Annotated in this window: 18 protein-coding genes; 6 read left to right on the forward strand and 12 right to left on the reverse strand. The window is 62.7% G+C overall.

Annotated features, from left to right (window positions below; genetic code table 11):
- Positions 1 to 65: 65 nt before the first annotated feature.
- Complete coding sequence (locus tag NKK51_RS01150; protein ID WP_023808499.1) at positions 66 to 1,658, reverse strand: peptide ABC transporter substrate-binding protein; 1,593 nt, start codon at positions 1,656 to 1,658, stop codon at positions 66 to 68.
- Between the two features lie 368 nt (positions 1,659 to 2,026).
- Between NKK51_RS01150 and NKK51_RS01155 the strand changes: the two genes are divergently transcribed.
- A complete protein-coding gene (locus NKK51_RS01155; protein ID WP_164780233.1) occupies positions 2,027 to 2,482 on the forward strand; it encodes a TadE/TadG family type IV pilus assembly protein in 456 nt (151 codons plus the stop codon).
- Positions 2,483 to 4,264: a TadG family pilus assembly protein gene (locus NKK51_RS01160; protein WP_352441326.1), complete on the forward strand. Its 1,782-nt coding sequence runs from the start codon at positions 2,483 to 2,485 to the stop codon at positions 4,262 to 4,264.
- Positions 4,265 to 4,275: 11 nt separating this feature from the next.
- On the opposite strand, the gene bglA is transcribed toward NKK51_RS01160, so the two are convergent.
- The 10 genes from bglA to NKK51_RS01210 all read right to left on the reverse strand — a co-directional run bounded on the left by bglA (position 4,276) and on the right by NKK51_RS01210 (position 20,322).
- Entirely contained in the window at positions 4,276 to 5,898 is a 1,623-nt protein-coding gene (gene bglA / locus NKK51_RS01165) for a beta-galactosidase BglA (protein ID WP_352550718.1), read from the reverse strand.
- The gene (gene glgX / locus NKK51_RS01170; protein ID WP_352550720.1) at positions 5,885 to 7,903 is read right to left on the reverse strand and encodes a glycogen debranching protein GlgX; all 2,019 of its coding nucleotides are present in this window, start codon (positions 7,901 to 7,903) and stop codon (positions 5,885 to 5,887) included. Before glgX ends, bglA begins: the two co-directional genes overlap by 14 nt.
- 11 nt (positions 7,904 to 7,914) lie before the next feature.
- The gene (locus NKK51_RS01175; RefSeq protein WP_352550722.1) at positions 7,915 to 9,543 is read right to left on the reverse strand and encodes an alpha-D-glucose phosphate-specific phosphoglucomutase; all 1,629 of its coding nucleotides are present in this window, start codon (positions 9,541 to 9,543) and stop codon (positions 7,915 to 7,917) included.
- Between the two features lie 3 nt (positions 9,544 to 9,546).
- Positions 9,547 to 10,992: a glycogen synthase GlgA gene (gene glgA / locus NKK51_RS01180; RefSeq protein ID WP_352550724.1), complete on the reverse strand. Its 1,446-nt coding sequence runs from the start codon at positions 10,990 to 10,992 to the stop codon at positions 9,547 to 9,549.
- A 3-nt stretch (positions 10,993 to 10,995) separates the two neighbouring features.
- Positions 10,996 to 12,261 carry a glucose-1-phosphate adenylyltransferase gene (glgC, locus tag NKK51_RS01185; protein ID WP_027035857.1) on the reverse strand — a complete coding sequence of 422 codons (1,266 nt, stop codon included), beginning with the start codon at positions 12,259 to 12,261 and terminating at the stop codon, positions 10,996 to 10,998.
- A 52-nt stretch (positions 12,262 to 12,313) separates the two neighbouring features.
- Complete coding sequence (glgB, locus tag NKK51_RS01190) at positions 12,314 to 14,527, reverse strand: 1,4-alpha-glucan branching protein GlgB (RefSeq protein ID WP_352550726.1); 2,214 nt, start codon at positions 14,525 to 14,527, stop codon at positions 12,314 to 12,316.
- 107 nt (positions 14,528 to 14,634) lie between these two features.
- Complete coding sequence (locus NKK51_RS01195) at positions 14,635 to 17,103, reverse strand: glycogen/starch/alpha-glucan phosphorylase (RefSeq protein WP_352550728.1); 2,469 nt, start codon at positions 17,101 to 17,103, stop codon at positions 14,635 to 14,637.
- A 235-nt stretch (positions 17,104 to 17,338) separates the two neighbouring features.
- The gene (locus tag NKK51_RS01200) at positions 17,339 to 18,148 is read right to left on the reverse strand and encodes an ATP-binding cassette domain-containing protein (RefSeq protein ID WP_352441333.1); all 810 of its coding nucleotides are present in this window, start codon (positions 18,146 to 18,148) and stop codon (positions 17,339 to 17,341) included.
- A complete protein-coding gene (locus tag NKK51_RS01205) occupies positions 18,124 to 19,185 on the reverse strand; it encodes an ABC transporter permease (protein ID WP_127269995.1) in 1,062 nt (353 codons plus the stop codon). The genes NKK51_RS01200 and NKK51_RS01205 overlap by 25 nt, the downstream gene beginning before the upstream one ends.
- A gap of 159 nt (positions 19,186 to 19,344) precedes the next feature.
- On the reverse strand, positions 19,345 to 20,322 hold the full coding sequence (locus tag NKK51_RS01210) for a sugar ABC transporter substrate-binding protein (RefSeq protein ID WP_502895823.1): 978 nt from the start codon (positions 20,320 to 20,322) through the stop codon (positions 19,345 to 19,347).
- Between the two features lie 266 nt (positions 20,323 to 20,588).
- On the opposite strand from NKK51_RS01210, the gene NKK51_RS01215 reads away from it, so the two are divergent.
- The 4 genes from NKK51_RS01215 to NKK51_RS01230 all read left to right on the forward strand — a co-directional run bounded on the left by NKK51_RS01215 (position 20,589) and on the right by NKK51_RS01230 (position 24,572).
- Positions 20,589 to 21,815, forward strand: coding sequence for an ROK family transcriptional regulator (locus NKK51_RS01215; RefSeq protein ID WP_352550730.1), 1,227 nt, complete (start codon positions 20,589 to 20,591; stop codon positions 21,813 to 21,815).
- The gene (locus NKK51_RS01220) at positions 21,815 to 22,261 is read left to right on the forward strand and encodes an RbsD/FucU family protein (RefSeq protein WP_023808513.1); all 447 of its coding nucleotides are present in this window, start codon (positions 21,815 to 21,817) and stop codon (positions 22,259 to 22,261) included. Before NKK51_RS01215 ends, NKK51_RS01220 begins: the two co-directional genes overlap by 1 nt.
- Positions 22,258 to 23,181 carry a carbohydrate kinase family protein gene (locus NKK51_RS01225; RefSeq protein ID WP_023808514.1) on the forward strand — a complete coding sequence of 308 codons (924 nt, stop codon included), beginning with the start codon at positions 22,258 to 22,260 and terminating at the stop codon, positions 23,179 to 23,181. Before NKK51_RS01220 ends, NKK51_RS01225 begins: the two co-directional genes overlap by 4 nt.
- Before the next feature lie 248 nt (positions 23,182 to 23,429).
- Entirely contained in the window at positions 23,430 to 24,572 is a 1,143-nt protein-coding gene (locus tag NKK51_RS01230; RefSeq protein WP_352550732.1) for a DegT/DnrJ/EryC1/StrS family aminotransferase, read from the forward strand.
- 15 nt (positions 24,573 to 24,587) lie between these two features.
- Here the strand turns inward: NKK51_RS01230 and cysQ are convergent, their stop codons facing one another.
- The gene (gene cysQ, locus NKK51_RS01235) at positions 24,588 to 25,376 is read right to left on the reverse strand and encodes a 3'(2'),5'-bisphosphate nucleotidase CysQ (protein WP_352550974.1); all 789 of its coding nucleotides are present in this window, start codon (positions 25,374 to 25,376) and stop codon (positions 24,588 to 24,590) included.

The raw sequence follows: 25,376 nt of genomic DNA on the forward strand, positions 1-25,376 counted from the left end.
CCGGACCGATGCGATGGCAAACCAGCACCGCCGCGCATTGAGTTGCGCGGCGGCCCGGCTAAGGATCAGTCCTTACTGATGAAGCGGGACGGATGGATATCCATCACATTGTCGTCGAAGCCATGCAGCTTCGAGGAAACGATGTCGTGGAAGCTGTAGTAGAGAAGCGGAATGTTACCGACGTCATCGACAAGGATGCGCTCGGCCTCAGCGAGGTCCTTCATGCGCTCTTCCGGCTTACCGCCGGCAGCCGCCGCCTTGTCCATGGCCGCTTCATATGCCGGGCTGACATAGCTCGAATAGTTGTTGCCGCTGGCCTTGCGGGTGATGCCGAGGAAGGTCTCCGGATCCTTGTAGTCGGCGATCCAGGCGGCACGCGCCACGTCGTAGTCGCCCTTCTGCTCGAGGAAGGAGTAGTGGGTCTTGGTGTCGGTGTTGACGAGCGAGACGTCGACGCCGAGCGGCTTCAACTGTTCCTGGATGGCGACGGCCGTGTTCTTGTGGTTTTCCGACGTGTTGTAGCGGATCTCCATCTTCAAGGGATGCTCGGGCGTATAGCCGAGTTTCTCGAGGGTCTTCTTGGCAGCGTCCTCGCGGTCGATCTGCGACATGTCGGCGTATTTGGCCGTTGCCGGCGAGTAGCCCGCGATGCCCGGAGGCACCATCGAATAGCCAGGCAGCATTGAGTTCTGCCAGACCTTCTCGGCGAGGAAGTCGCGGTCGATCGCCATCGAGATGGCGTTGCGCAGTTCGACATTGTCCCACGGCGCCTTGTCGGTCTTGATCGCATAATAATAGGTGCCGAGATAAGGTCCGACGCGGACCTGGTCGCCGAACTTGGTCTTGAGGTCAGCGAGCTGTTCGGTCGGCAGGTCGCCGTAGCTGTCGAGTTCGCCGGCCTCGAAGCGCTTCATCGCCGATGAGCGGTCTTCGGTCGGGATATAGTTGACGACGTCCATCTTGACGGTCGCGGCGTCCCAGAATTTCGGATTCTTGACCAGCTTCATGTGGTCGTTGGGAATCCACTCGGCCAGCGTATAGGCGCCGTTCGAAACGAGATTACCCGCCTTGATCCAGTCGGCGCCGAGCTTGTCGATCGAAGCCTTGTTGACCGGATAGGTGGCCTGATGGGTCAGCATCTCCAGGAAGTAAGGCGTCGGCGCCTTCAGCGTGACTTCGAGGGTATTTGCATCAATCGCTTTGACACCCATATCCTCCGGCTTGCCCTTCTTGGTGTTGACGTCCTCCGCACCCTTCACCGGGTACAGCATCGAGGCGTATTCGGCAGCGGTGGCCGGGTCTTCCAGCCGACGAAACGAATAGACGAAGTCGTCCGCCGTCACCGGGCTGCCATCCGACCAGAGGCCATCCTTGCGCAGCTTGAAGGTGTAGACAGTGCCGTCGTCGGACACTGTCCAGCTTTCGGCCGCGCCCGGAATGAGGTTCGTCTTCTGGTCATGCATGACCAGGCCCTGGAACAGGTCGCGTATGATATCGGCTTCGTAGACTGTCGAGGTCTTGTGCGGATCGACCGTCTCCGCTTCGGCGGCGCTGCCTCTGTTATAGACGGTCTCGGCGAAAGCCGGCGTGTAGAACGTGCCGGCGGCCAGCGCCATGGTCGTGGCGAGCACCGTCGCCTTCAGCATGTTTTTCAGCATGAAGTTCTCCCTGTCGGCGCTGCCGTTGGCGCGCCTATTAAGTGTTGACGCCCTGGAGCCGATATCTGACCCCTTTGAGCGCGCCGCTGGTTCCCGTCCTGCGGCTCGTGCCCAGACACTAACGCGGAGAATTTTTATTTCAACAGACTCTCTGGGTCACCCAAAGTAAGGCGGACGAAAGCTATGGCGTGGCCGCTGAAACACCAGCCGAAACCAGAAGCTTGACTTGGTTTCTTCACCTCGACGCCATTTTTCACCGCGAATCGGAGCCACGCCAGTTTGCCGGAATGTCTTAATGCGTTCTTAAGCAACCACAGGTTACATTACGATTGCCTTCTATACAGTTCGATCTCAGACGCGTGGCGGCTATGAGCAACGGAGCAAGTAAATTGCCCAAAGTCTTTCAATTGGTGCGAAAATTTCAAGAAGAACGTGGAACTTCTGCGGTTGAATTTGCCTTACTCTCGCCGATCTTCATTCTTCTTCTACTCGGAATGGTTGCATACGGTATATATTTCGGCGCCGCCAACTCGATCCAGCAGATAGCGGCGGATGCGGCCCGCACGGCCATTGCCGGGCTGAACCAGACCGAGCGCCAGACGCTCGTGGCCAGCTTCGTCACCAACAATGCCGGCGGATATCCCTTCGTGGATGTCAGCAAGTTGACCTACCAGGCCAACGACAGCGCGGCCGATGGAAGCCAGTTCGTGGTGGCCATCCAGTACGATGCCCGCAACCTGCCGATCTGGAACCTTTTCCCGGGCATAGCCATGCCCGGGACCACCATCAAGCGCCAGTCAACGATTAGGGTCGGGGGCATTTAAATGCTGCTGCATGCGTGCAATGGGATCGGTCGGCTTGCCCGGTTGATGCTGAGTGACAGGAAAGCGAACTTCACCGTCATGGCGGCATTGAGCGCGCCGGTGGCGCTGGCGCTGGCCGCGGTGGCCATCGACGAAGCCTCGATCTACACCGAGCGCCGCGAAGCACAGGCAATGGTGGATCTGGCGGCGATCACCGCCGCCTCGAACATGACCAAAGTCAACACAGCGGTTGTCACCACGCTGACCGACAACGGCATGCCAGGGGTTGTCGTTCAAAGCTCGGGACAGACGATCGAGCCGGCGGCCGGCAAAACCGTCGTGACGGTCACACCCGGGCGATATGTGGCATCCGGCGCCAATGTGGGCCAGCGTTTCCAGGCCAGCGTAACACCCTACAATGCCGTCCGCGTCACCCTGAAGAAGATCCCTGCCCGCTATTTCGCGAGTTCGCTGATCCCCACTCCCGTCATCGGCACCCAAGCCACCGCCAGCATGACGCCGCAGGCGACGTTCTCGGTCGGATCGAGGCTCGCCAGCCTCAATGGCGGCATCCTCAACGCGCTTCTCGGCGGACTTCTCGGCAGCAACATCTCGCTCAGCGTCATGGACTACAACGCGCTGATCTCGGCGGATGTGAGCGTGCTCTCCTTCGTCGACGGCGTTGCCACACAGCTGAACCTGACCGGCGTGTCGTATTCGGATGTGCTGGCATCGAAGGCGACCGTCGGCCAGATCGCCACGGCCATGGCCAATGTGCCCGGGCTTGGCAACACGGCCAAGGTCGCCCTGCAGACGATCGCGTCCAAGTCGACCAGCACGGTCAAGATCCCGCTCAGTCATCTGGTCGATCTCGGCTCCGTCGGCAAATTGGGCCTCGGGCAAAGGCCCGCCGGCCTCGGCGTCGATGCCAGCGCCTTGGGAATGCTGACGGCCGCTGCCGGACTGGCAAACGGTTCGAAGCAGGTCGACGTCGCCCTCGGCGCCACCATTCCCGGGGTGCTGTCGACCACGCTCGCCATCGCCATCGGCGAACCGCCGCAATCCTCGCCATGGCTGGCGGTTGGAGAAGCCGGCACCGTGGTGCGCACCGCGCAAACGCGCATCAAGCTGCTGGTCACGGTCGGCGTCGGCAATCCAAACCTGGGCGGCGGCATCAGCCTGCTGTCGGTCAAGCTGCCGCTGAATGTCGAAGTGGCCTACGCCGAGGCCAAGCTGACCGACATCAGCTGCCCGACCGGCCCCGACAGCCTGAAGGTTACCATTGCCGCGAAGCCCGGCGTCGCCGCGGTGAACCTTGCCGCCAGCGACGCCGATAACAGCCCCACCGCTTTCGCCGATTTCAGCAACCCGCAGTCGTTCTCCGACGCCAACATAGCGAATGTCAGCCTCAATCTGTTGCTGCTAAAAATCCCGCTAATACTGGTGAAGGGGTCGGCGGGTGCCGATATCACCAACGTCAGCCCGACCAACCTGGTCTTCAACAAAACCGAGATCGCCGCCAAAACCATCAAGACGACGCCGACACGGGACCTGACTCAGACGCTGACAACATCACTGGTCGACAAGTTGTCACTCTCCGTCAACGCGCTGGGTATCCTCGGGCTTGACGTAACCGCCCTGCTCGGCGCAGTGAAACCTGCGGTGACGACGCTCTTGAAAACCGTGACCGCACCAGTCGACACATTGCTTTACAATCTGCTCGATACGCTCGGCGTGCATCTCGGCGAAGCCGATGTCCGGGTCACCGGCGCGACATGCGGACGTGCGGTGCTGGTGCAGTAACGGTCCGGGTATCAGTCGAGCCTGCCAACAAAGGCTCCGAGCGCTGGCAGCAAAAGCTCGGTCTCGACGACCGCGGCATTGCCATCCAGCTGTACAACCGCTCCGATATCCCCCGGCAACGGCCAACTGGCCGGTCCCTCGGCGAAATTGAAGACACAGAGCAGTCTTTCGCCGCCGCCCTCGCGGATGAAAGCCAGCACGTCACCCTCGGCGTCGAGAAAGCGGATCGAGCCTGATACCAGCGCCTCATGCTCCCCGCGCAAGGCCAGCGTGGTCCGATAGGACTTCAGCACCGAGGCCGTGTCGGCATTCTGGGCGTCGACCGCGCGGGTGCGATGGCTGGCCGGTATCGGCAGCCAGGGCTTGGCCGTGGAGAAGCCTGCATTGTCGGCGCCGGCCTCCCAGACCATTGGCGTGCGACACCCATCCCTGCCCTTGACGCCTGGCCAGAAGCGGATGCCGACGGGATCGCGCAGATCCTCATAGGCCAGCTCCGCCTCCTCCAGGCCCAGCTCTTCGCCCTCATAGAGGCAGATTGAGCCGCGCAGGCAGGCGAGCAGCATGATCGAGAATCTTGCGACCGCGTCGGGATCGCTGCCCGGCCTTGTCCAGCGGCTGACATGGCGCACCACGTCATGGTTGGAGAACGCCCAGCAGACCCAGCCGTCGGAGACGGCCGCTTCGAAGGCTTCGACACAGCCACGCACATGCGCGGCCGAGAACTGCGGACCGAGCAGGTCGAAGGTGTAACACATATGCAGCTTGTCGCCGCCTGAGGTGTAAGCGGCGAGCGTCTGCAGCGAGCGGCCTTCATCGCCGATTTCGCCAACCGCGGCGCGGTCGGCGTATTCGTCGAGCAGCGCCCTGAAGCGGCGCAGGAACGCCAGGTTTTCCGGCCGCGTCTTGTCGAACAGATGCTCCTGGTAGAGGTAGGTGTTGGTCTCGCCGTTGGTGCCGGCGACGCTCGACGCCAGCGGCGGATTGCTGCGCAGCCAGCGGTCGTGGACATAGTAATTGACCGTATCGAGCCGAAAACCGTCGACGCCGCGCTCCAGCCAGAAGCGCACCGTGTCGAGAAGCGCGTCCTGGACATCCGGATTGTGGAAATTCAGATCGGGCTGCGAGGCAAGGAAATTGTGCATGTAATACTGCCGGCGGGTCGAATCCCATTCCCAGGCAGGGCCACCGAAGACGGAGAGCCAGTTGTTGGGCGCGCCGCCATCGGGCTTGGTATCGGCCCAAATGTACCAGTCGGCCTTGGGGTTATCGCGGCTGGCGCGGCTTTCGACAAACCAGTCGTGCTTGTCGGACGAATGCGACAGCACCTGGTCGATGACGATCTTCAGGCCGAGACGATGCGCCTCGGCGACCAGCGCATCGAAATCCTCGAGCGTGCCGAACATCGGATCGACATCGCAGTAATCCGACACGTCGTAGCCCATATCGGCCATCGGCGACTTGAAGAAAGGCGACAGCCAGACCGCGTCGACACCAAGAGAGGCGACATGGGCGAGCCTCGATGTGATGCCTCTGAGGTCGCCGCTGCCGTCGCCGGTGGTGTCCTGGAAGGAGCGCGGATAGATCTGGTAGATGACGCAACCGCGCCACCATCCGGTCCTGTCACCTGCCGCCATTGCGCTTCTCCCCTGTGCCGGCTTGCGCTCGTTCGATCATGAAGATCACCGCCCGTCCCGATATCGGTCGCGAACTGTCCGCCGCATCCGGCGCTTTGATGGCTGGAGCCCAGAAGAAGCCGTCTCGCTCAGGCAAGGTGAACATGCAGGCCCGGCGATCGCCGTTGATGATGACGGCAAGGCGGCTGACGCCACCCAGGATCATGACGAGGCGGTACCGCTGCGGGTCCTGCCAGCACTGTTCATTGAGCGGCGCGCCTGTCTCGGTCAGCCATGCGACGTCCGGCATCCCCGAACCTGCCTGCGGCTGGCCAGTTAGGAAGCTTGTATCGAAGAGCGCCGGCATCGACCGGCGCAGCCTCGAGAGTTCCACCGTGTAGCGCTCCAGCGCCTGGTCACGGCCGGCCCAGACGAGCCAGGTGATCTCGTTGTCCTGCGCATAGGCGTTGTTGTTGCCTTGCTGGGTGCGGCCGAATTCGTCGCCCGCGGTCAGCATGATGGTGCCGCGTGAGGCAAACAGCGTGGCGAGCAGCGCGCGCTGATCGTTCAGGCGAGCAGTTGGTACGGCCGGATCGTCCGCATCCCCTTCGACGCCGTTGTTCCAGGACAGGTTTTCATTGTGGCCGTCGCGGTTCTGCTCGCCATTGGCTTCGTTGTGCTTGCGCTCGTAGCGCACGATATCGGCGAGCGTCATGCCGTCATGGGCGGCGATGAAATTGACGGTCCGACTGGCGTTTTGCCTGTCCGTTGCGAACACATCGGACGAACCGGCAAGCCGGGTCGCCAGCGCACCGACCATGCCGGCGTCGCCGCGCCAAAAGCGTCTGACATCGTCGCGATACTTGTCGTTCCATTCGAGGAAGGGCGGCGGGAAATTACCGAGCTGATAGCCGTCGGAACCGATGTCCCACGGCTCGGCGATCAACACCCGATCGGCCAGCAGCGGGTCGTCGCGCATCGCTCTCAGCAGCGGCGCCTCGGCATCGAATGTTCCCTCGACCCGCCCCAGAATGGGAGCGAGATCGAAGCGGAAGCCGTCGACGCCGGCATCCCTGACGAAATGGCGAAGCGTGTCGAGGACCATCTCCTGGACGACAGGATGGTCGCAAGCGATCGTGTTGCCGGTGCCGGTGTCGTTGGCCAGCCTACCGTCAGGCGTGTGCCGGTAGTACGCCTGGTTGTCGAGGCCGCGCAGCGACAGCGTCGGGCCAAGCCAGTCGCTCTCGCCGGTGTGGTTGAAGACGAGGTCGAGGATGACGCCGATGCCAGCCTCGCGCAGCACGGCGACCGTGTTTCGCAACTCCATGACGCCGCCCGGCGCCAAACGCGGATCGAGGGCCATGAAAGTCACGGGATTGTAGCCCCAGGCATTGCGCAGCCCGAGCGGCGGCAAATGTCGCTCGTCCATCGACGCGGTCACCGGCATCAGTTCGACCGCGCCAACCCCCAGTTTTTTCAGATGCTCGATAACCGCCGGGTGAGCAAGTGCGGCGACTGTTCCGCGCAATTTTTCGGGAATGTCCGGATGCAGCATGGTGAAGGCGCGCACCGGCACTTCGTAAATAAGGCCGCCCGGCTGGAACAGCGGCGGGGCAGCCTGCACCGGCTTCGGCAGCGCAGCGGCAATCGCCTTGGGCATCAGCGGTGCGGTATCAGCGCCCTCGCCCCGGCGCTGGGCCAGCCGCCAGTCATAGACATAGGACCTGTCGATCTCGACGGCATAAGGATCGGTCAGGAGCTTGGCGGGATCGAACCACAGTCCGCGTTCCGGCGCGTAGTCGCCATCGGCGCGAAAGCCGTAGCGGATGCCCTGGCCAAGGCCCGCAACGAACAGCGCATGGACGCCCTCACCTTCCGGCTGCAGTTCGAGCCGTTCGATCTCCCGGTTGCCCCGCTCGTCGAAGATCGAGACCCAAAGCCGACGGGCGGCCTGCGACCAAGCGGCAAAGCGGATGCCGCCCTCCGAGACAAGTCCGCCAAATCGCGACCGATCAGCGGCCGGCATCGCAGATTTCATCAAGTAATTACGCTTGGCTTGGGGCGGCCGGTATGGCTGTGAATCCCGGCAATATCATCGGCCGCGGCTATCAGATCGGCAAGGGCGGCCTGGGTGTCGAGGTCGTGCCTCGACTTGTCCGACTCGTAGCGCTCGATATAGACGCGCAGCGTGGCACCTGACGTGCCGGTGCCGGACAGCCGAAAGACCACCCGCGAACCACCTTCAAACAGCACCCTGATACCCTGATGCTCGCTGATCGAACCGTCGACGGGATCGTGATAGGCAAAGTCGTCGGCGCTGGCGATTGTCATGCCGCGCACGCTGGCACCCGGCAGCGCGCCGAGCTTGGCGCGCAGTTCGTCGACCAATGCGTTGGCGCGGTCGCTCTCAACCTCTTCATAATCGTGCCGCGAATAGTAGTTGCGACCGTAGTTCGCCCAGTGCTCGGCGACGATCTGCTTGCAGCTTTCGCCCCGCGCGGCAAGGATGTTGAGCCACAAAAGCACCGCCCAAAGGCCGTCCTTTTCGCGGACGTGGTTGGAACCGGTGCCGGCACTTTCCTCGCCGCAGATCGTCGCCATGTCGGCGTCGAGCAGATTGCCGAAGAACTTCCAGCCTGTCGGCGTCTCATAGAGGGCGATGCCGAGTTTTTCGGCGACGCGGTCGGCAGCGCCACTGGTCGGCATCGAGCGGGCGATGCCCTTCAGCCCGCCCTTGTAGCCGGGCGCCAGGCGGGCGTTGGCGGCAAGCATGGCAACCGAGTCCGACGGGGTGACGAAAATGCCCTTGCCGATGATCAGATTGCGGTCGCCGTCGCCATCCGAGGCAGCGCCGAAATCCGGCGCGTCTGGTCCCATCATCTCGTCATAGAGGTGCTTGGCATGGACGAGGTTCGGGTCCGGGTGATGGCCGCCGAAATCCGGCAGCGGCTTGAAATTGCGGCAGGTACCGATGGGCGCGCCGAGTCGGTTTTCCAGGATCTCCTTGGCGTAGGGGCCGGTCACCGCGTGCATGGCGTCGAAGCGCATGCGGAAGCCGGATTTGAACAGTTTGCGCAAGGCATCGAAATCGAACAGGCTTTCCATCAGTTCGGCATAGTCGGCGACCGGGTCGATGATCTCGACCGTCATGCCGGCGGCCTTGACCGTGCCTGTTGTGTCGATGTCGATCGGATCGATGTCGGCGATCTTGAAGCTCGAAATCGCCCTGGTCTTTTCGAAGATCACGTCGGTCAGCTTTTCCGGCGCCGGGCCGCCATTGCCGGCATTGTACTTGATGCCGAAATCCTCATGCGGACCGCCCGGATTGTGGCTGGCCGACAGGATGATGCCGCCAAAGGTCTTGTATTTGCGGATGACATGCGAGGCGGCCGGCGTCGACAGGATACCGCCCTGCCCGACCATCACCTTGCCGAAGCCGTTGGCGGCTGCCATGGCGATGGCCTTCTGGATGACCTCGCGGTTGTAGAAGCGGCCATCGCCGCCGATCACCAGGGTCTTGCCCTTGAAACCGTCGAGCGCGTCGAAGATCGACTGGATGAAATTCTCGGCATAGTGCTCCTGCTGAAAGACAGGCACCTTCTTGCGCAGGCCCGACGTGCCGGGCTTCTGGTCGGAATAAGGCTTGGTGGGGACGGTGCGTATCATGCTTCAGGCAACCCTTTTCGAAAGCAGAGAGCGATAGAGTTCAACATATTTGTCCGCGCTCTTGTCCCATGACACATCGGCCTTCATGCCCTGGCGCTGCAACGATTCCCAGACCGCCGGACTGGCATGGGCGTCGACGAGGCGGCGGATGGCATGCAGCAAGGCACCGCCATTGTTGGGCGCGAACTGGAAGCCGGTGGCGACGCCGGCAGAGACGGCGGCCTCATTGGCGTCGATGACCGTATCGGCCAGACCGCCGGTGCGCGCGACCACGGGCACGCAGCCATAGCGCAGGCCGTAAAGCTGCGTCAGCCCGCACGGTTCGAAGCGCGAGGGAATGACGATGGCGTCGCAGCCGCCTTGCATGATGTGCGACAGCCCCTCGTCGTAGCCGACGACGACCCCAATGCGGCCGCGATGCCGGGCGGCGGCGGCGAGCAGCGCGCCTTCGAGGCCGGCATCGCCCGAGCCGAGGATGGCCAGGCGCGCGCCGGTCGCAACAATGCCGTCGACCGCTGTCGCCAAGGTATCCATGCCCTTTTGCCAGGTCAGGCGGCTGACGACGCAGACGATCGGGCTGTCGTCGCGCTCAAGGCTGAAGCGGTCTTCCACGGCAACCCTGTTGGGCGCGCGCGCCTTCAGCGTGCTAGCCGTATAGGTGGACACCAGGTGCTTGTCGGTTTCCGGATCCCAGATGTCGGTGTCGATGCCGTTGACTATGCCATAGAGATCGCTGGAGCGCATGTTGATGAGGCCGTCGAGGCCCATGCCGAATTCCGCCGAGCGGATCTCCTGCGCGTAGGTCGGACTGACCGTGGTGATCGCCCAGGCGGCCTGCAGGCCGGCCTTGAGGAAGCCGACACCGCCATAATATTCGACGCCGTCGAGCGCCATCGCCGCTGCCGGCAGGCCGAGTTCGCCAAAGATGGCGGCGCCGAACTGGCCCTGGAAAGCGAGGTTGTGGACAGTCATCATCGATGGCACGCCGACCGCCTTGCCGTAGCGCATATAGGCCAGCGTCATCGCCGACTGCCAGTCATGGGCGTGGACGATGTCGGGCTGGTAGCCCGAGATGGCGCCACCGGCAATGTCGCCGCCGACCTGGCTCAACGCCGCGAAACGCCGCCAATTGTCTGGCCAGTCCACGCCGGTGGCGTTGCCGTAGGGACCGCCGGGACGGTCGAACAGATGCGGCGCATCGAGCACGAACAGTTCGAGCCCGGCGAGTTGGACTGAATGGACGGAGGCCTTGCCGCCCTGCAGCAAGGGATATTGCAGAACCGCCCGCTTCTTCTTGAAGGCGGCCATGACGGTCGGAAACCCTGGGATGAGCGTGCGCATGGTCACGCCCTTGGCCGCCAGTGCGATGGGCAGCGCGCCGGTCACGTCGGCAAGCCCACCGGTCTTGATCAGCGGGAAAATTTCCGGCGTAACCGACAGAACCTGCATGCGTTAGAGCCCCAGCTTGTCGATCATGTCCTGGGTGACCAGGCAGATGCCCTTTTCGGAAACGCGGAAGCGCTTGGCGTCGAGAATAGGATCTTCGCCGACCACCAGCCCTTCCGGTATCCTAACACCATGGTCGATGACCACACGCTTCAACTTTGCGTTCCGGCCGACATGAACGTCGGGCAGCATGACGACTTCTTCCAGCGTCGAATAGGAATTGATGCGCGCGCCGGTGAAGATCAGGCTTTTTTTCAGCGAAGCCCCCGAGACGATGCAGTCACCCGAGACAAGCGAGGAGATGGCCGAACCGCGGCGGCCGTCCTCGTCATGCACGAACTTTGCCGGCGGCTTCAACTCGGCATAGGTCCAGATCGGCCAGTCGCGGTCGTAGAGGTCGAGCTCAGGCGTGATATCCGTGAGGTCGATATTGGCTTCCCAATAGGCATCGACCGTTCCGACGTCGCGCCAGTAGGCCTCGTTCTCGGCGGTCGAGCGGACGCAGGACTTGGCGAAGCGGTGCGCGATCGCCTTACCGTGCTGGACGATATAGGGAATGATGTCCTTGCCGAAGTCACGGCTCGAGCCCGGCTCGGCCGAATCGCGGCGCAACTGCTCCATCAGGAACTTGGTCTTGAAGACGTAGATGCCCATCGAGGCCAAAGCGAACTCCGGCTTGTCGGGAATGCCGGGCGGATCGGCGGGCTTTTCGACGAAGGCGATGATGTTGTCCTTGCCATCGACATGCATGACGCCGAAGCCGGTGGCTTCCATGCGCGGCACTTCGAGGCAGCCGACGGTGACGTCGGCATTGGCGTCGACGTGCTGGCGAAGCATCATCTCGTAGTCCATCTTGTAGATGTGGTCGCCGGCCAGGATGACCATGTATTCGGGCCCGTAGGCTTCGATGATGTCGATGTTCTGGTAGACGGCGTCGGCCGTGCCTTCGTACCACTGCGTTTCCGAGACGCGCTGGCTGGCCGGCAGGATGTCGAAACTCTCGTTTCGCTCGGGCCGCAGGAAGTTCCAGCCGCGCTGCAGATGGCGGATCAGCGAATGTGCCTTGTACTGGGTGGCGACGCCGAGGCGTCGAATGCCGGAGTTAAGCGCGTTGGAAAGCGCGAAATCGATGATGCGCGTCTTGCCCCCGAAATAGACGGCCGGCTTGGCGCGCCGATCGGTCAGTTCCTTGAGGCGGCTGCCACGGCCGCCGGCCAATACATAGGCCATGGCATCGCGCGCCAGCGGCTGGGTCCGTTTCAAGTCTGCCATTTCTACCCTCCCAAGTTACTCGATCTCGACATGTTACTCAGTGTCGATGGGTTCAGTCGGCGACGAGCTCGAGCATGATCGTGGACAGCGGCGGCAAAAGCATCGTCGCGGAGATGCTTCCTTCCTCCGCCCGCGCCTCGACCATGCCGCCATTGCCCTTGCCGGAACCGCCATATTCAGAAGCGTCGGTGTTGATGATCTCGCGCCATTTTCCGGCCGTCGGCAACGGCACGCGATAATTATCGCGCGGCACCGGCGTGAAATTGGAAATGACGGCCACCGGGCTGCCGCCCGGCGCGCTGCGCAGCCAGGCAAAAACCGAATTCTGGCTGTCGTCGACGATCAGCCAGGAGAACCCTTCCGGTTCGCAGTCGCGGCCATGCAGCGCCGGACGCGAACGGTAGAGATAGTTGAGATCGCGCACCGTCTGCCACACGCCGCGATGCGGCCGGAACTCCAGCAGGTTCCAGTCCAGCGCGCGCGCCTCGCTCCATTCGCGGCGCTGCGCGAACTCCTGTCCCATGAACAGCAGCTTCTTGCCGGGATAGCCCCACATGAAAGCGTAGTAAGCGCGCAATGTCGCGAATTTCTGCCAGTCGTCACCGGCCATCTTGCCCAGCAGCGTGCCTTTGCCGTGCACGACCTCGTCATGCGAGAGCGGCAGCACGAAATTCTCCGAGAAGGCGTAGGTCAGGCCGAAGGTGAGGTCGTTGTGGTGGTGCTTTCGGAAGATCGGTTCCTTGGAGAAATACTCCAGCGTGTCGTGCATGAAGCCCATATTCCACTTGAAGCCGAAGCCCAGCCCGCCTTCATGCACCGGTGCCGAGACCTTCGGCCAAGAGGTCGATTCCTCGGCGATGGTCATCACGCCCGGATGGTGGCCGTAGACCTCCTTGTTCATCTTCTGCAGGAAGCTGACCGCCTCAAGGTTCTCGCGGCCGCCTTTCTCGTTGGGGATCCATTCGCCGGCCTTGCGCGAATAGTCGAGGTACAGCATCGAGGCGACCGCATCGACGCGAAGTCCGTCGACATGGTATTTCTCGGCCCAGAACAACGCATTGTTGACCAGGAACGACACCACCTCGCGGCGGCCGAAATTGTAGATCGCGGTGTTCCAGTCGGGATGAAACCCCTTGCGCGGATCGGCATGTTCATAGAGCGCGGTGCCATCGAAATTGGCCAGGCCGTGCTCATCGACCGGGAAATGCGCCGGCACCCAGTCGAGAATAACGCCGACGCCGGCACGGTGGGCGCCGTCGACGAAGCGGGCAAAGCCGTCCGGATCGCCAAAGCGGGCCGATGGCGCGTAGAGCCCGGTCGTCTGGTAGCCCCAGGACGGGTCATAGGGATGTTCAGAGATCGGCATGAATTCGATATGGGTGAAGCCGGTCTCGACCACATAGGGGATGAGCCGGTCGGCCAGTTCGTCCCATGACAGGAACGTACCGTCGTCGCGAAGCTGCCAGGAGCCGGCATGGACCTCGTAGATCGAAATGGCTTCGCGCCGGTGATCGGCATTGCGCCAGAAATTGCGATGCGCCTCATCGCCCCACTCATGCGCCGGCGGCACAGCAACGACCGAAGCGGTGGCCGGACGCAGTTCGGATTTGAAGGCGAACGGATCGGCCTTCAGCGGCAGCCTGACGCCGTCGGGGCCGATGATCTCGTATTTGTAGGGCCGGCCAGCACCGATATCGGGAATGAACACCTCCCAGATGCCGGTGTCGCGGCGGTCGCGCATCGAGTGCCGGCGGCCGTCCCATTCGTTGAAATCGCCGACCACAGAGACACGCCGCGCATTGGGAGCCCAGACGGCGAAATGCACGCCCGTGGCGCCTTCGTGCTCGATCACATGGGCGCCGAGCTTGTCGAATAGCCTGAGATGCGATCCCTCGGCGATGTAGTAGTCGTCCATCGGCCCGAGCACCGGACCGAACGAATAGGGATCGGTCAGCCACCAGTCGCCGCCGGCATTGCGCGCGTGATAGCGAAGCGGTTGCCGCTTCTTGATCGAGAGCTTGCCTTCGAAAAAGCCGCCATCGTCGCGCCTGGACAATTCACCCGCGATGGTGCCGGTCAGCGTATAAGCGGTGACGAATTCGGCATTCGGAACAAAGCAGCGGGCCACAAAACCCTTCCCAGCCTCCTGAACACCGAGAACGGCAAACGGATCGCCATGCGTGCCCGCAACAATCGCCGCAACATCGCTGGCTGCCGCCAGTCCGTCCGGCCCGCTTGTCGCAGCGGTCGCGCGCGGCTTCTTCATCAGGCAGTGTCCCTCCCCAGGCACCGAGTGTTTGTTTCTAGTGGTGTGATCCGACCTTTAAGTTCACACCACCGGGACCACATTGTTTGCGGCCTCATGCAATCACATCAGGCAGGCACGTTCCAGATTTCTTTCGCATATTGGCGGATCGTGCGATCGGAGGAGAACCAGCCGACACGCGCCACATTGCGGATTGCCCTGGCGTACCAGTCGGGACTGTTGCGCCAGACCGCATCGACCTCGCGCTGGGCGGCGGCATAGGCATCGAAATCCGCTGCGACCATGAACCAGTCGCTGTTGTAGAGACCGTTGATGAGGTCGCGGTAACGCTCCGGATCGTCCGGCGAGAAGACGCCTGACGAAACAGCCGCGACCGCTTGCGCCAGCTCGGGCGATCCTTCGATGACGGCGCGCGGATCGTAGCCGTTGTTGCGCCGCTCGGCGACCTCGGCGGTGGTCAGGCCGAAGATGAAGATGTTGTCGTCGCCGACGCATTCCTTGATCTCGACATTGGCACCGTCGAGCGTGCCGATGGTCAGCGCACCGTTCAGTGCGAACTTCATGTTGCCGGTGCCCGATGCTTCCATCCCGGCGGTCGAGATCTGCTCGGACAAGTCAGCGGCCGGCATCATGATCTCGGCAAGGCTGACATTGTAGTTCGGCACGAACACCACCTTCAGCAGACCGCGCACGGCCGGATCGCGGTTGATGACTTTTGCGACATCGTTGGCGAGTTTGATGATCAGCTTGGCATTGTGGTAGCTGGGCGCCGCCTTGCCGCCGAAGAATTTCACGCGCGGCATCCAGTCGCGCTCGGGGTGCGAGCGGATCTGGTCATAGAGGGCGATTGCCTCGAGGATGTTCAGAAGCTGGCGCTTGTATTCGTGGATGCGTTTGATCTGGATGTCGAAAAGCGCCGAAGGATCGACCTTGATGCCGAGCCGGTCGGCGACGAGGTTGGCCAATCGCGCCTTGTTGGCGCGCTTGACGGCTGCGAACTTGTCGCGAAAGACGGCATCGCCGGCGAAACCGTCGAGATCCTTAATGGCGTCGATGTCATCGAGAAAACGGTCGCCGATCGCCTCGCGGGCGAGCGACGTCAGTCCGGGATTGCATTGGATCAGCCAGCGCCGCGGCGTGATGCCGTTGGTCTTGTTGTTGATACGATCGGGATAGAGCTTGTGCAGGTCGGCGAACACCGTCTCCTTCATCAGGTCGGTGTGAAGAGCCGAAACGCCGTTGATGGAATGCGAGCCGACAAAGGCCAGATTGCCCATGCGCACCCGGCGGTCGCCATTTTCCTGGATCAGCGAGATGCGGCCAATCTGCTCGTCCGAGAACTGGTTGGAAGCACGCGCCTCCAGAAGCACTTCAGCGTTGATGGCATAGACGATCTGCATGTGGCGCGGCAAAAGCCGCTCGAACAGCGGCACCGGCCAGCTTTCCAGCGCCTCGGGCAGCAGTGTGTGGTTGGTGTAGCCGAAGGTGCGCTGGGTGATATCCCAGGCCTGGTCGAAGTCCATGCCGTGGACGTCCATCAACAGGCGCATCAACTCCGGCACGGCGATGGCGGGATGGGTGTCGTTCAAGTGGATCGCAGCCTTGTCGGGCAGCGACTTCAGGTCGCCATATTGGCTCAGATGGCGCTGCACGATGTCCTGCAGCGAGGCGGTGGAGAAGAAATACTCCTGCCGAAGCCGCAGTTCCTGCCCGGCCTTGTGGGAATCGGCGGGGTAGAGCACGCGCGACAAGGCATCGGCCTTGTTGCTTTCGGCTAGCGCGCCGATGTGGTCGCCGGCATTGAATTTGTCTAGCAGGATCGGATCGACCGGCATCCCCGACCAGAGCCGCAGCGTGTTGACGCGGTTGGCCCGCCAGCCGACGACGGGCGTGTCATAGGCGACGGCCAGCACATGCTCGGTCGGTTTCCAGACATGGCGTTCGAGGCGCCCGTCCTTGGAGGTGATCGATTCCACCGAACCGCCGAAACCAACCTCGAAGGAGCGTTCGCGACGTTCGAATTCCCACGGGTTACCGTGATCAAGCCAGGTCTCTGGCAGTTCGACCTGCCAGCCGTCGTGAATCTCCTGCCGGAACATGCCATTGGCATAGCGGATGCCGTAGCCATGCGCCGGAATGTCGACGGTCGCCATGCTTTCCATGAAGCAGGCCGCGAGCCGGCCGAGGCCGCCATTGCCGAGCGCCGCATCGGGCTCGAGTGCTGCAATCAAGTCGAGGTCGACACCCAGCGACGACAGCGCCTCGCGCATGTTGTCCATCAGGCCCAGATTGGAGAAGGCATCACGCATCAGGCGGCCGATGAGGAATTCCAGCGACAGATAATAGACGCGCTTTTCCTTCTGGTCGTAAGCCTCTCTCGTCGCCTGCATCCAGTGATCGACGATCCGGTCGCGCACGACCTTGATCGAGGCGGTCAGCCAGTCGTACTGGGTCGCAACGGTGGTGTCCTTGCCGACCCTGTATTTGAGGGCCACCAAGACTTCACGTGCGAGTGTCTTTGGATCAGGATTTTCGAGCAGTGGCGGAAGGGGTTCGGATGTCATCGCGCTCGTCATGATGCCTCTCGTGCGGTTGCCATGATCATACCGGCTTTCATCGCTCCTCCCAGCCCATGCTAGCTGATACCGCCATATATTCAATCGATTTAAACAGGTTCGATCCGGCTTGCCCCCTGCGGCAATTTGGCAATTCTGAAGTGTGACGCGTCAAGACGGCCCGCGCGACGCGCTTCAAATTCCTGTTCCGTGCTTGCCGCTGTTGCCAAGCACCAGCCACTTTGGGCGACATGTATCAAGCCGCCAGCGCCGCCTCCGGCGGGGCCTTGGCTCCTGTCATGAAGGCGACGGCATCGGACATCGTATATTGCTTGGGGTCGATGACGGCGAGGCGACGGCCCAGCCGATGGATGTGAATGCGATCGGCCACTTCGAAGACATGCGGCATGTTGTGCGAGATCAGCACGATCGGGAGGCCGCGCTTCTTGACGTCGAGGATCAATTCGAGCACGCGGCGGCTTTCCTTGACGCCAAGCGCGGCCGTCGGTTCGTCCATGATCACCACCCGACTGCCGAAGGCGGCCGCACGTGCCACGGCAACGCCCTGTCTTTGGCCGCCCGAGAGCGTCTCCACAGCCTGGCTGATGTTCTGGATGGTCATCAGGCCAAGTTCGGTAAGTTTGTCGCGGGCGCGCTTTTCCATCGCCGGGCGATCGAGCATGCGAAGCCAATCGCCCAGAAAACCCGGTTTACGGATTTCGCGGCCAAGGAACATGTTGTCGGCGATCGACAGCGCGGGCGACAGCGCCAGGTTCTGGTAGACGGTCTCGATGCCGGCTTCGCGGGCCTCCATCGGCGATTTGAAGGAGACGGGTTTTCCTTCAAGCCGGATCTCGCCTTCATCGGGCACGGCAGCGCCGGAAATCGCCTTGATGAGCGACGATTTGCCGGCGCCATTGTCACCGATGACCGCAAGGATTTCGCCGGGGTAAAGGTCGAAGTCGGCGTTGTCGAGGGCGGTGACGCGGCCGTAGCGCTTGACCAGGCCACGCGCGGTGAGAATGGGTTCCTGGGTCGTGGTCATGCCGAAACCTTTCTGATCCATTGGTCGACTGCCACGGCGCCGATGATCAGCACACCGGTGAGCAGCACCTTCCATTGCGGATCGGCGCCCAGCATGTTGAGGCCCATGGAGACGACGCCGACGATCATCGCGCCGAACAGCGTACCCAGGATCGAGCCACGTCCGCCGAACAGGGAAATACCGCCGATCACCGTCGCGGTGATCGCCTGGAGATTGTAGTCGGTGACGGCGGCCGACGGCGAGATCGAGCCGTTGCGGCCGATGGAGACCCAGGCAGCGAAAGCGGCGATCAGCCCGGCAAGGGTGTAGACCGTCATCAGCACCTTCTTGGTCTGGATGCCCGACAGCTTCGCCGCCTCCTGATCATCGCCAACGGCGTAGACATGGCGGCCCCATGCCGTGTGATTGAGCACGTACCAGAGGATCATCACGAGCACGACCGTGGCAATGACGCCGAGCGTCAGCACCGCCGTGCCGACCTTGAAGCTGATGGCAAAGAGATGCAGCAGCGGCGCCTGGGTGTCGACATCGGTGTCGCGGATCGTCTCGTTGGCCGAATAGATGAAGTTAGTGGCCATGACGATGTTCCAGGTGCCAAGCGTCACGATGAAGGGCGGCAGCTTCATGTAGGCGACAAGCACCCCGTTGAGCAGCCCGCAGGCCGCGCCGGCGGCAAGCCCGATCGCCACGGCGAGCGCGCTCGGCATGCCATAGCTGACCGCGCAATTGCCCATGATCACCGCTGAAATCACCATGATCACGCCAATCGACAGGTCGATGCCGGCGGTCAGGATGACCAATGTCTGCGCAGCACCCAGAATGCCGATGATGGCGATCTGCTGCAGGATCAGCGTCAGTGTGTAGGACGAAAAGAACCGCCCTCCGATGGTGATGCCGAAGACGATGATCGCCAGAACCAGCACGATCAGCGGCACCGCGGCCGGCGTCGAATGCAGGAAATGCTGGATGCGCTTGACGGCCGATTTGTGCTCGTCAAAAGCGGCAACGCTTGTATCGCTGCTCGAGAGAACCTTCTCGAATTCCTGAGCTTGAGCCATGTTTACTCCCCGTAGGCTTCAGCCAAACGCCGACGCCAGTCCACGCCTTTCCGGTCTGCTGCCGGGATTGTTCGCGGTCACGCGAGCCATCGTCCACCCGAAGCGGCCGGGGATCAAGCCCCGGCCGCTCAGGTTCCCTGGATGCCTGTCAGACCGGGATCAGCCCCAGCACTTGGCGAGGCCTTCCTTGGTGTCGATGGACTTCACGCCGGTGGCCGGCTTGTCGGTCACCAGGTTGACGCCGGTGTCGAAGAAGTTCTTGCCTTCGGTCGGCTTCGGCTTGGTTCCGTCCTTGGCGAAGGCGGCGATCGCCTCGATGCCGAGCGCTGCCATCTGCAGCGGATATTGCTGCGACGTGGCGCCGATGACACCTTCGGCCACCGACTTCACGCCGGGGCAGCCGCCGTCGACGGAGACGATCAGCACCTGGCTTTCGAGGCCGACAGCCTTGAGCGCCTGGTAGGCGCCGACAGCAGCAGGCTCGTTGATGGTGTGGATGACGTTGATGGTGTTGTCCTTCTGCAGGAGGTTCTCCATCGCCTTGCGGCCGCCCTCTTCATTGCCGTTGGTGACGTCGTGGCCGACGATGCGCGCATCGTCCTCATCGCCGATCTTGTTGGGATCCTTCACGTCGATGCCGTAGCCCATCATGAAGCCCTGGTCGCGAAGCACGTCGACGGTCGGCTGCGAAGGCGTCAGGTCGAGGAAGCCGATCTTGGCGTCCTTGGCCTTGTCGCCGAGCGTGGCGGCTGCCCAGGCACCGATCAGCTTGCCGGCTTCGAGATTGTCCGTTGCAAAGGTCGCGTCGGCGGCGTCGATCGGATCGAGCGGCGTGTCGAGCGCGATCACCAGCAGGCCCGCATCGCGCGCCTTCTTCACGGTAGGCACGATGCCCTTGGTGTCGGATGCAGTGATCAGGATACCCTTGGCGCCGTCGGCGATGCAACTCTCGATGGCCGCGACCTGGCTCTCGCTGTCGCCGTCGATCTTGCCGGCATAGGTCTTGAGGTCGACGCCGAGTTCCTTGGCCTTCGCGGTGGCGCCCTCCTTCATCTTGACGAAGAAGGGATTGGTGTCAGTCTTGGTGATCAGGCAGGCACCGACACCAGCCGCGGATGCGGACGACGCAGACGCCATCAGCCCCAGAGCCGCGGCGGCAAACACGGTCGATTTCAACAGTTTTGTATTGGTCACGATTTCCTCCCAGTGGAACTATCCGGATGCCGGCCAACCGGCACCTGCAGCGCGTCCAACGAAATTCTCCCAGCGTGGACGCCGTCTCAACAGACACCAGCACGAAGCCCCTGTCAATAATTAAATCACTCTTATTTATTATTGACAGCCTTGCTTCGTTCACCCATTCTGGCCCAAAAGCATTGAGGGGAAACGACGGGAGGAACAGGGTGGAAACGGCCATTGCGAGGCACGGTTCGCCCGAGGTGAATGACAGTCTCATTCACCGCGGCACCAACCAGAGCGGCATGCGCGACCACAACGAGCGGTTGGTGCTGTCGCTGGTGCGCCAGCACGGCAGCCTGGCAAAATCCGACATCGCCCGCATGACCGGCCTTTCGGCGCAGACGGTTTCGGTCATCATGCGCGAGTTGGAGGAAGAAAGCCTCCTGCTGCGCCAGGCGCCGTTGCGCGGCAAGATCGGCCAGCCTTCCATCCCGATGGCGCTCAACCCCGAAGGCGCTTTCTTCATTGGCCTGAAGATCGGCCGCCGCAGCGCTGAACTGGTATTGATAGATTTCCTTGGCCATGTCCGTTCGATGCTGCAGCATTCCTATCGCTACCCGGCGCCGCGCGAGACGGTGGACTTCGTCACCAACGGCATGCGGCAGATGCGCGGCGAGCTGACGCCCGCGCAAGACAAGCGCATCGCCGGGCTCGGCATCGCCATGCCGTTCGAATTGTGGAACTGGGCCGATACCGCCGGCGCCCCGCGCGATGTCATGGACGAATGGCGTCACCGCGATATCAGGGCCGACATCCAGGCGCAATGCGATTTTCCGGTCTATTTGCAGAACGATGCCACGTCGGCCTGCGGCGCCGAGCTCGTCTTCGGCCAGGCTGGCGCCGCGCGTGACTTCGTCTATTTCTATATCGGCGCCTTTGCCGGTGGCGGCATCGTGCTGAATGGCCGGCTTTTTGGCGGCCCGACCGGCAATGCCGGAGCGCTCGGCTCCATGCCGGTGCCCGGGCCGGACGGCAAGCCGGCCCAACTGATCGATGTCGCTTCCATCGCCATGCTCGAAAAGGCGCTCAATGCGCGCGGCATCGAGGCCTCGCATCTGTGGACCTCGCCGGAAGACTGGGGCGAGATCGGATCCGAACTCGACGACTGGATCGCCAGCGCCTCAAGGGCGCTCGCTTACGCCATCGTCGCCGCATCCTCGATCATCGATTTCGAAGCGGCGGTGATCGACGGCTGGATGCCGAAGGCGGTGCGTCGCCGGCTGGTCGACGCCATCATCGCGGCAATCGCCACGATCGATGGCGAAGGCTTGAAGCTGCCCGCCATTCGCGAGGGAACCGTCGGCATACATGCCCGGGCGCTCGGCGGCGCCAGCCTGCCACTTTCCGAACGCTTCCTGATCGGCTCGACGACGATTTCCAGGAGCGCCTGATGCTGATCGGAATTCCGGCGCTGCTCGGCCCGGAGCTTCTGGCGATCCTGCGCGGCATGGGGCATGGCGACGAAATCGCCCTTGTCGACGGAAACTATCCGGCGGAACAGCAGGCAACCCGGCTGGTACGCGCCGATGGCCACCCTCTTATCCCCGTACTCGACGCGATATTGAGTGTCCTGCCTGTCGATGACGCCGTGCCGGAGGCGCTGTTTCGCGCCTCGGTCAAGGGCGATCCCTCGCTTGCCGATCCCGTCCATCATGAGATCGAGGCGATCTGCGCCAAACGGGCGCCAGGCCGCAAGGTGGTTGCGCTGGCCGGCGCCGACTTCTATGCACGGGTCAAATCGGCGCACGCCATCGTCGCGACAAGCGAGCCGCGGCTCTACGCCAACATCATCATCCGCAAGGGTGTGATCCATCCGCCGGAGACCAGGAAGCCATGATCCTCTGCTGCGGCGAAGCCCTGATCGACATGCTGCCGCGCACGACGACAGCGGGTGAGCCGGCCTTCGCGCCTTATGTCGGCGGCGCGGTGTTCAACACGGCGATCGCGCTTGGCCGGCTCGGCGCGCCGGCAGGCTTCTTTTCGGGCCTATCGTCGGATCTGTTCGGCGGCCAATTCCGGGATGCGCTGGGGGCAAGCAAGGTCAGCTCCACCTATGCGCACACCTCACCACGGCCAACGACGCTGGCCTTCGTCAAGCTCACCAACGGCCAGGCGACCTACACTTTCTATGACGAGAACACCGCCGGCCGCATGCTGACCGTCGACGACCTGCCGCAGCTTGGCAGCGAGATCGAAGCCATGCTATTCGGTGCCATCAGCCTGATTTCGGAGCCCGCCGGCAGTGCCTATGAGGAATTCATGCGGCGCGAGCATGAAAGTCGAGTCATGATGCTCGATCCCAACATCCGGCCGAACTTCATCCCGGACAAGGCCAAGCACCTCAGGCGCATCCGCGCCATGATGGCGATGGCCGACATCGTGAAACTGTCGGACGAAGATCTGAACTGGTTCGGCGAGGCCGGCTCGCACGAGGATGTCATCCGCAACTGGCTGGATCGAGGCCCGAAGCTGATCGTCGTCACCCATGGCAGCGAAGGCGCCGTCGGCTATACCAGGGAACATGCCGTCACCGTCATGCCGGAAAAGGTCGAGGTGGTCGACACGGTCGGTGCCGGCGATACCTTCAACGCCGGCATCCTCGCCTCCTTGCATGAGCAGGGCCTGCTGACCAAGGCGGCGATTTCCGGCTTGTCGAAAGACGCCATCCACAAGGCGCTGGCGCTCGGCGCGAAGGCGGCGGCAGTGACCGTGTCGCGGGCCGGCGCCAATCCACCCTGGCGACATGAAATCGCCTGAGCAACGCTCAACATAAGCTGAGCCCAATCGATCACTTTATGTTTCGCAGGGGCTCTTTCCAGGGCTATGAGGGCGGGATGGCGCCCGACGAAGCCCGGGTTTCCGGCATCTGGCTGACATTCGCCGGGAAATACTGGTAACGGACTGCGACACTTGGGCAATTTAGGGCTCCGCCTGCCCGGCTTTCTCGGCAAGCGCAACTCTGGTACCAGCGGCCGATTATCTGGCTAACCCGTTTTGAGGCCGACATGCAGTTCATCGATCTTGGCGCGCAGCGCGAACGAATCCGCGACCGGCTGAAGGCCGCGATCGACCGTGTCGTCGACGAAGGCCGTTATATTCTTGGCCCGCAAGTCACCGAATTCGAGAATAAGCTTGCCGCCTATATCGGCACCAAGCATGTCGTGGCCTGCGCCAACGGCACCGACGCGCTGCTGTTGCCGCTGTTTGCGGCCGGCATCGGCCCGGGTGACGCGGTGTTCGTGCCGAGCTTCACTTTCGCCGCCACCGCCGAAGTGGTGGCACTGGCCAAGGCCGAGCCGGTGTTCGTCGATGTCGACCCGCATAGCTACAACATCGACATTGCCAGCCTCGAAGCGGCCATCGCCATGATCAAGAAGCAAGGCCGGCTGAAGCCGAAGGCAATCATTCCCGTCGATCTGTTCGGCCTTGCCGCCGATTACGAGGCGATCATGGCGATCGCCAACCGCGAAGGGCTGATGGTGATCGAGGATGCCGCCCAGTCGATGGGCGGTTCGCTCGACGGCAAGATGTGCGGTGCTTTCGGCCATGTCGGATCGACCAGCTTCTATCCGGCCAAGCCGCTTGGCTGCTACGGCGACGGCGGCGCGATGTTCACCAATGACGATGCTTTGGCCGAGCAGCTTCGCTCCTTCGCCTTCCATGGCAAGGGCGAGACGCAATACGACAATGTCCGCGTTGGCATCAATTCGCGACTCGACACGCTGCAGGCGGCGATCCTGATCGAGAAGCTGGCCATCCTGGAAGACGAGATGATCGCCCGGCAGGTGGTGGCAAAACGCTATGCCGAAGGGCTTGGCGACATCGTCACCGCCGCCCGCAATCTGGACGGCACCCGTTCGGCCTGGGCGCAATACGCCATCGAGACTCCCAAGCGCGACGGGCTGAGGGCGCATCTCGGCGAAAAGGGCATTCCGTCTGTCATTTACTACGTGAAGCCGCTGCATGCCCAAGTCGCTTATCGCGACTACCCACGCACGCCGAGCGGCCTTGCCGTTTCGGAAGACCTGCCGAAGCGCATACTCTGTCTGCCGATGCACCCTTATCTCAGCGAAGCCGACCAGGACCGCATCATCGAGACGATCCGCAACTATATCGGCTCGAATTCGGCGCAGGCCGCGGCGGAGTAAGCTGCCGAGCCTTTCTCAGCCGGGGCCCGCCGCCCTGCCGCTGGCAATGAAATGCGGATTGGCAAAATCCTCGTCGTCGCTTTGCCTGCGCTTGCCATAAACCAGAGGCTGGCCATCGAGCGTGCGCGTCATGCCGCCGGCGGCGCGCAGGATGGCGTCGCCCGCCGCTGTGTCCCATTCCATGGTGCGGCCGAAGCGCGGATAGACATCGGCCTCGGCACTGGCGAGAAGGCAGAATTTCAAGGACGAACCGACCGAAACGATTTCGGCGGCACCCAGGTCGCGAATATAGGCCTCGGTTTCCGGTGTGTTGTGAGACCGACTGGCGACGACGGCCAGCGGCGTCGCGGCCGTTCTCACCGCGATCGACCGGCGGCCGATGATCTGGTAATCGCCGTCGATTTCGAGTGATTCCGCCCTGCCCGGCTGGCCGGAAAAGAAGCGCCCCGTACAGGGCGCAAAGACGACGCCGACTTCCGGCACTCCATCGCGAACCAGCGCGATGTTGACGGTGAAATCGGTGCGGCGGTTAACGAACTCCTTGGTCCCATCGAGCGGATCGATCAGAAAAAAAGCCCCGTCCAGGTCGGGCGGCACGATCCCGGCGGAAGCTTCTTCTTCGGCCACGCAGGGGATATCGGGAAATGCGGCACGCAGTCCGGCGAGAATGATCTTTTCGCTCTCGCGGTCCGCCTCGGTCACCGGCGAGGCGTCGGACTTGCGGTCAACCGCACAGCCGGCGTGGAACACGCGCATCACCTCACGCCCAGCCGCCAGGGCCAGGCGCTCGAAGATTTCAAGCAT

The sequence above is a fragment of the Mesorhizobium sp. M0011 genome (assembly GCF_040324155.1).
Lineage (GTDB): Bacteria > Pseudomonadota > Alphaproteobacteria > Rhizobiales > Rhizobiaceae > Mesorhizobium.

Coding starts and splice junctions, on each gene's coding strand:
- NKK51_RS01150 (WP_023808499.1), bottom strand. CDS start 1,658: ATGCTGAAAAACATGCTGAAGGCGACGGTGCTCGCCACGACCATGGCG.
- NKK51_RS01155 (WP_164780233.1), top strand. CDS start 2,027: ATGAGCAACGGAGCAAGTAAATTGCCCAAAGTCTTTCAATTGGTGCGA.
- NKK51_RS01160 (WP_352441326.1), top strand. CDS start 2,483: ATGCTGCTGCATGCGTGCAATGGGATCGGTCGGCTTGCCCGGTTGATG.
- bglA (WP_352550718.1), bottom strand. CDS start 5,898: ATGGCGGCAGGTGACAGGACCGGATGGTGGCGCGGTTGCGTCATCTAC.
- glgX (WP_352550720.1), bottom strand. CDS start 7,903: ATGCCGGCCGCTGATCGGTCGCGATTTGGCGGACTTGTCTCGGAGGGC.
- NKK51_RS01175 (WP_352550722.1), bottom strand. CDS start 9,543: ATGATACGCACCGTCCCCACCAAGCCTTATTCCGACCAGAAGCCCGGC.
- glgA (WP_352550724.1), bottom strand. CDS start 10,992: ATGCAGGTTCTGTCGGTTACGCCGGAAATTTTCCCGCTGATCAAGACC.
- glgC (WP_027035857.1), bottom strand. CDS start 12,261: ATGGCAGACTTGAAACGGACCCAGCCGCTGGCGCGCGATGCCATGGCC.
- glgB (WP_352550726.1), bottom strand. CDS start 14,527: ATGAAGAAGCCGCGCGCGACCGCTGCGACAAGCGGGCCGGACGGACTG.
- NKK51_RS01195 (WP_352550728.1), bottom strand. CDS start 17,103: ATGACGAGCGCGATGACATCCGAACCCCTTCCGCCACTGCTCGAAAAT.
- NKK51_RS01200 (WP_352441333.1), bottom strand. CDS start 18,148: ATGGATCAGAAAGGTTTCGGCATGACCACGACCCAGGAACCCATTCTC.
- NKK51_RS01205 (WP_127269995.1), bottom strand. CDS start 19,185: ATGGCTCAAGCTCAGGAATTCGAGAAGGTTCTCTCGAGCAGCGATACA.
- NKK51_RS01210 (WP_502895823.1), bottom strand. CDS start 20,322: ATGGCGTCTGCGTCGTCCGCATCCGCGGCTGGTGTCGGTGCCTGCCTG.
- NKK51_RS01220 (WP_023808513.1), top strand. CDS start 21,815: ATGCTGATCGGAATTCCGGCGCTGCTCGGCCCGGAGCTTCTGGCGATC.
- NKK51_RS01225 (WP_023808514.1), top strand. CDS start 22,258: ATGATCCTCTGCTGCGGCGAAGCCCTGATCGACATGCTGCCGCGCACG.
- NKK51_RS01230 (WP_352550732.1), top strand. CDS start 23,430: ATGCAGTTCATCGATCTTGGCGCGCAGCGCGAACGAATCCGCGACCGG.
- cysQ (WP_352550974.1), bottom strand. CDS start 25,376: ATGCTTGAAATCTTCGAGCGCCTGGCCCTGGCGGCTGGGCGTGAGGTG.